Consider the following 10,141-nt stretch of genomic DNA (forward strand, 5'->3'; position numbering starts at 1 on the left):
TATTTTAGTGAGCACAATGGGAAGCAGAGTCACAGAGGAACGTGAACGTTTAGGCTTAAAGAAAACTGATTTTGAACATTTGATAGGATGCCCACATAACACACTATACAGTTACGAACAAAACGAAGCCTCTCTTAGTGGGCTGCACTTACAAAAGTTAGCCGAACACGGCTTTGATATGCTGTATATCGTTACAGGGAACAAAACTCAACCCATGAACATATCAACAGATGAACAAGAAGTAATTGAAAACTATCGCGCCATGAATCAGGCGTCACGTTTAAATATATCAACGATTAGCAATACGATTACATACCAAAGAATTAACGAAAGAGTAAAAATATAATCACGACTCTAAAATAATATGATGGTGATATTAATATTTAGAGTCGTGATTATTTATTTTTAGGTATTTTATTACATTGATTACGTTGTAAATAAAAAGGAATAAGTATGTTAAAGAAACTATTATCTATTACATTAGCGCTATTTTTATTAACTGGTGTAGCTCACGCAGCAGAATGGTACGAGGGTGGTAATTTACATAAATCTAACGCCATAGCTTGGCAAAAGGCAAATGAGAAAAATAAAGTTGCCACTTGTGCAGACTTTATTGCTGGTATGTGGGTTGATGGGAAACTAACAGATAAGATTTCAACAGAAATAAAAGATATTGATGATATTAAGCCATATGCTGAATTGCTAGCCAGTCAACTTGATGATGCTTTTTCTCCTGATCCTGATGCAAAGAAAAATCAACAAATATTCGAAAACCAAACGGTTTCTTCTTTTGCCGCCATGACAATGGTACTAATGGGATGGCTACAATGAGAAAAGTATTGATTTTAGCAGGGGCACTATTTCTTACAGCCTGTGATTCAGAGCAATCTGAATCAACAAAATCTTATAATAGCCTTGAAATCAGCCAAGAATCATATGGCGATAAGTGGGCTTTTAATGCAGATAAAGCTGAATTGCAGTGTTATAAAGGCGGCGTTTTTGTCGAAGATCTCTCGGATAATACCGTATATGGATTAACGGGATTAGCTAATACATTAAAAACCAATGGCAAAAAAGAAGCACAAAATATTAATGGTTCTTCTTTCTGGAAAGATAATCCATACACCGGTGCAAAAGTAAGCCTCAGCCCATTTACAAATGAAGCTCTAACGCTATGTGATAAAGGTTAATTATGGCAGTTAGTAAACTTCCTAACGGTAAGTGGCAATGCCAATGTTTCCCTGACGGCCGTAATGGCCGTCGTGTCAGACGCCAATTCACAACAAAAGGTGAGGCGATGGCATTCGAACGACAACTAATGCAAAAGCAAACTCTTAATATTGATACTTGCGGTATACAGAAATTAGGCGATTTGGTTAACCGTTGGTATGAACTGCACGGAAAGACGCTGAAAGATGGAGAGGGCCGCAAAGCAAAATTAGAAGCAGTGTGCGAACGTTTGAATAACCCTCTCGTTACCGATTTCGATAAAAATATGTTTGCTGTTTATCGTGAAGAACGGTTAAACGGTAAATGGAATGCCAAAGGACGAAAGTCACCCAGCCAGTCTACTGTGAATAGAGAACAGTCATATCTTCATGCTGTCTTTGCAGAGTTAATCCGTTTAGATGAATGGAAAGGAGAGAACCCTCTGGTTGGTATTCGGCAATTCAGAGAAGCCGAGCAGGAACTAGCATTTCTTTATGCAGATGATATCAAGCGGTTGTTAGCTGAGTGTGATAATTCATCCAACAAAGATCTCGGCCATGTTGTTCGTTTATGCCTTGCAACAGGCGCACGCTGGAGTGAAGCACAAAATCTGACTCAATCTCACGTGATGAAGTATAAAGTTACCTATACTAAAACCAAAGGGAACAAAAACAGAACTATTCCGATCTCCCAGCGTTTATATGACCGTCTTCCGAAAAAACGCGGGCGATTATTTAGTAACTGTTACGACACATTCGAGACTGCGGTTAAAAGAGCCGGTATTGATTTACCTGATGGGCAGTCAACTCACGTTCTGCGACATACATTTGCCAGTCATTTTATGATGAATGGTGGCAATATTTTGGTTCTACAGCGCATATTAGGGCATAGCACAATTAACATGACTATGCGTTATGCACACTTCGCACCAGACCATTTAGACCTCGCTTTAACACTCAACCCTTATGATCAACTTGAAGAGTAAAATCGATGGCAGCAGTGCCAAATATATAGCAATAAATATTAATATTTAGCAATGATAGCATTTTGATTTTACTTAACTTATTGTTTTTAAAAAAGGTGGACTAGTCTTTAAAATCCCTCGGCTGTAAGGCTGTGCGGGTTCAAGTCCCGCCCTGGGCACCAAACATAAGTTTACTAACGTCTACACTAGTAAACTAATTCTTAGAAAGACCTGATAAATCAATCAGGTCTTTTCTTTTTAGGTCTACTCTAGTCTATTGCAATCAACATGCACGGCGGGGCATAATCAGGGGCACCTAAACTTCTATTTTAAATGTGCCCCTTATAATGAAACTAAACGCACGACAAATCGAAACAGCAAAACCCAAAGAAAAAACCTACAAACTCGCTGATGGTGGTGGCCTCTATTTAGAAGTCACGACACGCGGCTCAAAGTACTGGCGTATGAAGTACTACCGCCCCACCGATAAAAAAGAAGACCGACTGGCTTTCGGTGTCTATCCAACTGTTTCTTTAGCCGATGCACGAGCTAAGCGAGACGAAGCCAAGAAACTGATTGCTCAGGGCATTGATCCCAAAGCCGAGAAAAAAGACGCACACGTTGGAGCAAAAGGAAAACATACCTTTGAAAAAGTCGCCCGTGACTGGCACGCCAGCAATAAACGTTGGAATGAAGATCACGGCAACCGCATTCTACGCAGCCTTGAACATTATATATTCCCGCATATTGGCAGGCTGGATATTTCCACTTTACGGACAAGCCAACTGTTAGCGCCGATCAAAACCGTTGATGCTGATGGAAAACATGATATTGCCCAGCGATTACAGCAACGTGTCAATTCCATCATGCGTTATGCCGTTCAGAATGATATCCTTGATTCCAACCCGGCTAATGATATGGCTGGCGCACTTTCCACTGTTAAATCTAAACATCACCCCGCCCTTCCCCACGAACGTTTACCTGAATTTTTAAGCCGACTTTCTCGCTATCGTGGACGCTTAATCACTCGTATCGCGGTGGAACTGACTTTATTAACATTTGTCCGTTCCAGTGAATTGAGATTTGCCCGTTGGGAAGAACTCGATCTTGAAAATGCTGTCTGGAAAATCCCTGCCACAAGAAAAGCCATTAAAGGCGTTAAATTCTCCGAACGGGGCATGAAAATGAAAACGGAGCATATTGTCCCTTTGAGTCGTCAGGCTGTCATTTTGTTCAAATCATTACGCGAACTGAGCGGTGACTGTGAAGTCATGTTCCCTAACGATCACGATCCACAAAAGGTCATGAGTGAAAGCACGGTTAATAACGCCTTGCGTGGCATGGGCTACGATACCAAAACCGATGTTTGCGGGCATGGGTTCAGGACAATGGCGCGCGGGGCTATGGGTGAATCAGGATTATGGAATGATGATGCCATCGAACGCCAATTAAGCCACGTAGAAAGAAAAAACGTCAGAGCCGCCTATATTCACACCTCTAAACATCTGGATGAACGGCGACTGATGGTGCAATGGTGGGCCGATTATCTGGATGCCAACCGCGAAAAACATATCACGCCGTATGATTTTGCTAAGAAACGCCGGAAGTAATATTGAGTAATATCCATAACATACTGAGTATATGATGCTTTTTTAGACTTTGTTGGCACTGCCAACAGAGTCTGATTTTTATACTGATTATAGTTGTATTAGCTAAAGCTTTAATTTGATATTCTTGCTATTCTAGGATTCAATCAACTCTGCTTGTCTGTTCAGTATCAGAAGCAGACGTTGAAACAGTTCTGAAAGACTCATGGCAGTGACATTATTAACCGCCGGTTGTATCTAATCTTGCTGGCAGATCAGAAAAGCCAAGTTTGTCACTTTAGTCTTCGTTTCAGTCTGGCGATTATCAAATCGCTAAGTATGAGAATCTTCAAATATGCTGGAAAAATAGAAAAAGACGTACAGACGCGCTGCCTGTACGACGCTCTTTAGCTAGCCAGACACTCCATTATTTCGTTGCTCATTAAACGGTGAGGTATTCAGACGAGCCAGCTCCTCGAAAGTCAGAGTATGACTCTGAGGCTTCTCGTTTTCTCCAAGCTCTGCAATACGCAGCTTCAGTGGCATCGGGCAAACCACGCCGCTGAATATACAAGTGCCGGTTGCGAGCGTCGGAATTGATTCCTCAGTAAGACGATCAATATAAGAAACTGACTTTTCGATTGCATAGAGATCGTTTTGGTTTATCAGCCGGTGAATGAAGTAGTTATGCGCCTGAGAAATAATTGTCGGGGATATATCGTTTGGACGCTGGCTGGAAATAGTTACAAAAACGCCAAATTTCCTTCCTTCTTTGATTATTTCCTCAAAAGTTTCGAGCCTGTAATCCTTCCAATTTTCAGATTCACGGTATGATGCACTGGAAAGTATATTATGAGCCTCATCAATAATTAGATGCAGTGTAGACGGAACCTGGCTTGATTTTTTTACCGAATAAGCCCACTTTGCCAGCAGTAAGGGTAAAGTTTTTTTCATGGTGAGATTGACCATGTTCAGGTTAAATACGACAAAATTTTTAGTTTTCCAAAGATCATCATCGGCTGAAGTATCAAATATTTTCCTTATATCCTTACGTATCCCACGCATTCTGTTGATGACCGGAGAAAGATGTTCAGGATTTGAACGACTAGACAGATATTCGATGATCAACTGCAGATACATGTAATCTAGCATTTTTTCCATGAGGTCATCAGGAAACTCATAGGTCTCAGCTTTACGGTACATATTGCACTGTCGTGTTTTTTCTTCTGCATCGAAATAAATACCAGAATTCGTTCGCCATACTCCAGTTTTAAAATAAAAATTAATATCAGTGATGAGATCTTCATCCTTTAATATTGGACGGAATAAATCAATGAGATCATCGCTTTTCTTCTTTTCACATCCGAAAAGAGTTTCAGTCACCCGCCTTGTCAGAATTCCACGAAAATAGGCCTGAGGATTGCCTTTTGCTTCAACATACTGCCTGAATTCAAGAACCCGCTTCAGAAAAGGCTTCTGCGTTTTATCTGTCGCATCTGTCAGTACGGAGAGAATTTCATGTTCAAGTAACACACCCGTAGGCATCGGTATACGATCGCCGTCATCGCGATGTGTGTTAAGGTTATATACAATTTTGTCACGCGTGATGCAGTCCTCCCAGCCGTATTCACCATTAAAATCAAGCAGCATAAAGCGTGCCTGTTGTTTAAAATCCTCGCCAAGTAGCTCACCCAGTGCTTTATAGCCGTGCTGGTAAAGAGCAGCGAGTGTATTTGATTTCCCGCTGCCCGTATTACCGAAAATGGCAATGTGTGAATTGAGTAGACCGCTGACTGGAAGGGTGATATCAATATCCTCCAGATCTGTGCGCGAAAATTGAAGTCCACCCTTACCTGGATCTGCAATGGAGTGAATAAGCTGGAGGGTTTCTTCAGTAAGAATGAAGGCTTCGTTACCTATCAAAGGGAGTTCGCGCGTCCCGCCCGTGAACTTACCGTAGCGGTCAATGTATCCTGAAAGGTTTGCAGTTAGATATCTACGATAACGCAATGAATCGCTCCCGCTTCCTGAAAGGGTCTTTTCTTCGACGATTTTTTCAGTTTCCACTTTCGCAATTAGGCTCATAAATCCTTTTTTTATTTCAATGAAACTGCCTACTGAAACATTTTTGAGCACTTTCCCATGAAAAAAAAGATCGCTGAGATTTTTGTTTTTATCAACCAGTACACTCACCGTTCTGCCTGATACTTCACAGACCTCACCGACCCTTAATATTGCCTCTTCATTAACAAGAACGGACGTCATTTCTTCCCTCCTAAAAAGCAAGTAATAATTTCAGTCAGCTTCGAAAAGTCGAGAGCAGCGTCAGGGGTATAAACCACGTCGATGTTTGAGAAATCACTAAATTTATCAATGAAATGGGATCGTGCAATGTCATCATAAGCAAAAATAACAATCTTTAGCGTGGCATTGCGCAAAGCTTTTTTCGTAAGCGTTTCAATATGTTCGTCCGCAAATGAAAAGCCGAAAACTACCAGTAACGTGCCTTCCTTATCCAGTTCATTGGCGTAAGTACGCAGCAAATCGTAATAGATATTGTCCAACACGGTTTCACGGAATTTGTCTTTTCTTGGAAGAACAAGCTGATGTGAAGTGACCCACTCCTGCCTTTTAACTGTGCTGTCAAAAGACATCGGTTTCAACTCCTTAATTGAGTAATATATATTTTTTTCAAAACTATGCCAGGAGAGAGAACCATGAAGTTTTATCAGATTCACAGTCGGTAGTTCTACGCTGTAATTATATAGATTTCCGGTGGCATGGATCGTTTGATAAAAGCATTTTGCATCAAATATCATTCTATTATAGATATCGGCACGCTGGCGGAAGCCATCGTTAAGAATAATATTGTTGTTGGTAACCGCTGCATTCTCAATAAACAGGTCATAGTTGGTCGTAAATAGATTAATCCTGCGAGGTAACAGCCCAGTACGTCGCCGCGTCAGGAGCATTTCAAGCGCCTGAATAAACTTCGTATAGTTATTCTGTGTCGCTTCAACCTCCTGCGCGATATCTGGGAGGAGTTCTTCACCAGGCTGGTTTCGTTTAAGAAGAACATTATTTGCCCTCCATATGCTGTTGAGAAACTTTTCTGCTTTGTTAAAGTATTCTTCATCATCCTCTGACCGCACAAGGGCTTCGAGTTCATTCTCGATATCACCAAGAACTTTAATTGCAGGAAGAGAAGCGCCTGAGCCGATAAGAAAGTTGATATTAGCAGACTGGAAGATGCGCTCGAAAAATTCTCGATCTCTGTCCTGACCGTAGTACGCCCGCTGAAGAGCCATGCTGTGCTGTTCCTTATATGTGATGGATAAGAATCAATCTACATACTACGACATCGCACACATTATGTTTATATGTTATTGGTATGGGAAAATGTCCGCTCCTTGCTCATAGCCAACTGAGGCTGTTGCCACTGGCCGTTTTATCGTTGAAAGGGGCGTTAAATCACCAAGAGGGGGGTCAGTGTTATGTAAACAATATGGGCTTGCCTCCCTCTGAAAGTACCTTTTCTATTACAACAAGGAGCCAATAGTGCCAAATAATTCGTTCAGAAAAGTTGAAATAATCCATCTCGGACTACAAATTCTTTCACAAGCTACAACGATAATCGCAGCAATTGTCGTTGGACTTTGGGGGTACTACTCCACTGTATATGTGAAAAAGGAAAAGGAAGTCACAGAATATACACTAAAGGAGTTTGAACAGAGGACCACACAAAAGCCGCATATCCAGGCAAAGGTTGAATCGACAATTCAGCCAATCGAAAATGGACTGAACCTGCTTCAAGTTAAGGTTACCCTGTCTAATCTTGGCAATAAAGAAAGCAATGTTATTCTGGACGATGATGCCCTAACTCTGATACCCGTAGCCTTTTCCTAGGGGAAACCAATCTATCAGAAGCCAATTAACCTCCTTTCAGGCCGCTATGCGGGAACTCTTAGCCGAATACCTCTGCAATTCGTTAATATCGGTGCTGGCGAGAGCTATGAGCTCACATTCGTGCATAGCTTAAAAAATCCAGGAACTTTCCTAATCCACTTTCTTGCTCTCAACGGTATAACTCCCTCTGAGAAGGAATTTTCTTTCACAAAGGGCATACCATACCAGTATGCCGTCGGTGCGGACCAATACATAGTCATAAAGTAGAAAAGTTCTCTCATTTAAAGGGTATTTTTAGCATTTTCTGTCCACGATTATTGAGATTCAAGTCTAATAGCAAGATGTGGGACAACTAGCTCAATATAACAACCATCATATGGTGATTTTTTATCCTTTGCTGGTAGTGTCAGAAAAGGCTGTTTTTTAGCCAATCTATAAACAGGTAAAATCACACATTCTGATCTTGTCAATTCTTTATTTTGTCCTTCGTACAGTTAATCTTGTTATCGCAATCATAAATATGGCGATTTTTTAACCTTTGTTGTCCGAGGCAATAAAGGTTGTTTTTTGCACAACAAAGCAATATTGAAAAATATAACTTAAATTCAATATGTTATATATTTAGTTTAACTCATCTTGATATTATAGCCATAGGATTGATGATTTTTCATGCTTGTGTGCCCGTGGCACAGAAGTCTATTTTTCATCCAGTCAATAAGCGACAATTAATTCTATAAATTGCATAAAGAGTTTACGCTTTCAATTAAACAGAATTTTTAAATAATCCTCTGTTATCAAATAACGTCTACCAAGGCATTTCAAGGACTCGATAACAGGGGGTATACATGCCAACAATGACAACATCTAAAGAAAGTCTTATTCGCCTGCCAGAAGTTCAGCGCAGAACGGGCTATAGCAAGGCATGGATCTACAGGCTGATTAAAGAAGATAAATTCCCGAAACAAGTCAAAATCGGCCCTCGTTCGGTTGCGTTTGTTGAATCAGAAATTGATGGTTGGGTAGATCAACGGATTGCTGAATCTCGTACCTGATAACGTACTGACCTGAATTTTGGTGTATTAATTCACAGTGCAGGCAATCTACCCATTAAGAGATATATAAATCTTGCAATTGTTATTTAAACGAAAAAAGGATAGCAACATGGGAGCTATCCTCCTGATGAACTATCGGTTGGTTCAACCTTTGGGTTCAATGCTGCGTGATTGGAGTTCTTTACGGAGTATGCGCTTGATCCATGTAGCAAGAGAAGCATCACCATCGGCTTTTGCTTGTTCTTCAAGTTGTTGTCTGAATTCTTCCGTCAATCTCATTTGGTATTGCGGAGATCGTTTTTCTTTTTGTGTTGACATGGTAATTACCCAAGGATATTTTAAATTACATGGTAATGACCATTTTAATTTTAGTAACCAAATAAAACAACGCCCCATAGTGCTCGCAACACATACAGGGCGTCTGACCAATAACCGTTGAGAGATAACGATAATGGCTGATACACAGCATAACCAAACTCGCCCTAAATTGACATCTTTGGATAAATCAGGCAGCCAAAAACCGCTCGAATTTATTCAAACCGTGAAGCAATCCGCTATGTACCATTGGGCAAATCTGTTACCTGCCTGTGGTATCGATATTCCTGCAAAGGGTAAACATAGCGCTTGCCCTGTCTGCGGCGGCACCGACCGTTTTCACTTTATTGATGACCATCATCACGGCAACTGGCACTGTCGCCAGTGTGATCTTCCGAACTACGGCGATGGATTGGATTTAGTAGCGAAAACCAACCGTATCTCAGTTCTTGAGGCTGCTAAGATTGTTGCTAACGTACTGGCATTACCTTTGCCAGAATCCAAACCAGCCAAAGAAATCACTTATCCAGTACAGCCGATTGCCGAAAGAGTCGCGGCACTGATGGCACAGACTGTCGTGGGGCAATCTCCCTATCTGGCTGCAAAGGGACTACAACACCATAATCAGCGTTTACTGGAAGATAGTTCCTTATTATTGGCACTGACAGCGTTAGATAAAAAGGTCACTGGTGCACAGATCATTAAACCTGACGGTGAGAAAAAATTACTGTCTGGCAGCCAGAAGAAAGGCGCATTTATCGCCCTATCAGAGCTGAGCGAACACCCCGGCGCAGTTATTATTGCCGAAGGTTACGCCACTGCGCTCACAGTTGATCAACTCTATAAAGGCACTGTTTTGGCAGCGCTGGATGCAGGCAATTTGTATTCTGTTGCTAAAGCCGTTAGAGAGCATTGGCCGGACACTAAAATTATTCTGGCAGCAGATAATGACTGGCATCACCCCGACGAACTGGATAAGAACGGCAGAACAAAGGTAAATATCGGCAAGGTTTCAGCAGAGAAAGCGGCTCTTGCAGTGAATGGTTGGGTTACGTTACCACCTACGGAATACAAAGCCGATTGGGATGATTATCGCCAGCAGCATGGTA

11 protein-coding genes are annotated in these 10,141 nt (G+C 41.4%); 8 read left to right on the plus strand and 3 right to left on the minus strand.

Annotated features, from left to right (window positions below; genetic code table 11):
* Positions 1-16 precede the first annotated feature (16 nt).
* The 5 genes from Xsto_RS09155 to Xsto_RS09175 all read left to right on the plus strand — a co-directional run bounded on the left by Xsto_RS09155 (position 17) and on the right by Xsto_RS09175 (position 3,783).
* A complete protein-coding gene (locus Xsto_RS09155; protein WP_099124859.1) occupies positions 17-346 on the plus strand; it encodes a helix-turn-helix domain-containing protein in 330 nt (109 codons plus the stop codon).
* Positions 347-453: 107 nt separating this feature from the next.
* Positions 454-831, plus strand: coding sequence for a hypothetical protein (locus Xsto_RS09160; protein ID WP_099124860.1), 378 nt, complete (start codon positions 454-456; stop codon positions 829-831).
* Positions 828-1,190, plus strand: coding sequence for a DUF2511 domain-containing protein (locus Xsto_RS09165; RefSeq protein ID WP_169926619.1), 363 nt, complete (start codon positions 828-830; stop codon positions 1,188-1,190). The genes Xsto_RS09160 and Xsto_RS09165 overlap by 4 nt, the downstream gene beginning before the upstream one ends.
* A gap of 2 nt (positions 1,191-1,192) precedes the next feature.
* Positions 1,193-2,194, plus strand: coding sequence for a phage integrase (locus Xsto_RS09170; protein ID WP_099124862.1), 1,002 nt, complete (start codon positions 1,193-1,195; stop codon positions 2,192-2,194).
* Positions 2,195-2,520: 326 nt separating this feature from the next.
* Positions 2,521-3,783, plus strand: a complete 1,263-nt coding sequence (locus Xsto_RS09175; protein ID WP_099124863.1) for a tyrosine-type recombinase/integrase — start codon at positions 2,521-2,523, stop codon at positions 3,781-3,783.
* Positions 3,784-4,170: 387 nt separating this feature from the next.
* Here Xsto_RS09175 and Xsto_RS09180 read toward each other — a convergent pair whose 3' ends face one another.
* Both Xsto_RS09180 and Xsto_RS09185 read right to left on the minus strand, forming a co-directional pair.
* Complete coding sequence (locus Xsto_RS09180) at positions 4,171-6,024, minus strand: ATP-binding protein (RefSeq protein WP_099124864.1); 1,854 nt, start codon at positions 6,022-6,024, stop codon at positions 4,171-4,173.
* Complete coding sequence (locus Xsto_RS09185) at positions 6,021-7,067, minus strand: SIR2 family protein (RefSeq protein ID WP_099124865.1); 1,047 nt, start codon at positions 7,065-7,067, stop codon at positions 6,021-6,023. The genes Xsto_RS09180 and Xsto_RS09185 overlap by 4 nt, the downstream gene beginning before the upstream one ends.
* A gap of 250 nt (positions 7,068-7,317) precedes the next feature.
* Between Xsto_RS09185 and Xsto_RS22145 the strand changes: the two genes are divergently transcribed.
* Together Xsto_RS22145 and Xsto_RS09195 are read left to right on the plus strand one after the other, a co-directional pair.
* Positions 7,318-7,665 carry a hypothetical protein gene (locus Xsto_RS22145; RefSeq protein ID WP_244590366.1) on the plus strand — a complete coding sequence of 116 codons (348 nt, stop codon included), beginning with the start codon at positions 7,318-7,320 and terminating at the stop codon, positions 7,663-7,665.
* Between the two features lie 845 nt (positions 7,666-8,510).
* Positions 8,511-8,717, plus strand: a complete 207-nt coding sequence (locus tag Xsto_RS09195; protein ID WP_099124866.1) for a helix-turn-helix transcriptional regulator — start codon at positions 8,511-8,513, stop codon at positions 8,715-8,717.
* A 144-nt stretch (positions 8,718-8,861) separates the two neighbouring features.
* On the opposite strand, the gene Xsto_RS21400 is transcribed toward Xsto_RS09195, so the two are convergent.
* Positions 8,862-9,035, minus strand: coding sequence for a hypothetical protein (locus Xsto_RS21400; RefSeq protein ID WP_169926620.1), 174 nt, complete (start codon positions 9,033-9,035; stop codon positions 8,862-8,864).
* A 238-nt stretch (positions 9,036-9,273) separates the two neighbouring features.
* On the opposite strand from Xsto_RS21400, the gene Xsto_RS09200 reads away from it, so the two are divergent.
* Positions 9,274-10,141, plus strand: an 868-nt coding sequence (locus Xsto_RS09200; protein WP_244590367.1) for a toprim domain-containing protein, incomplete at its 3' end; no start/stop codon positions are given.

This window comes from Xenorhabdus stockiae (assembly GCF_002632825.1).
Classification (GTDB): Bacteria; Pseudomonadota; Gammaproteobacteria; order Enterobacterales; family Enterobacteriaceae; genus Xenorhabdus; species Xenorhabdus stockiae.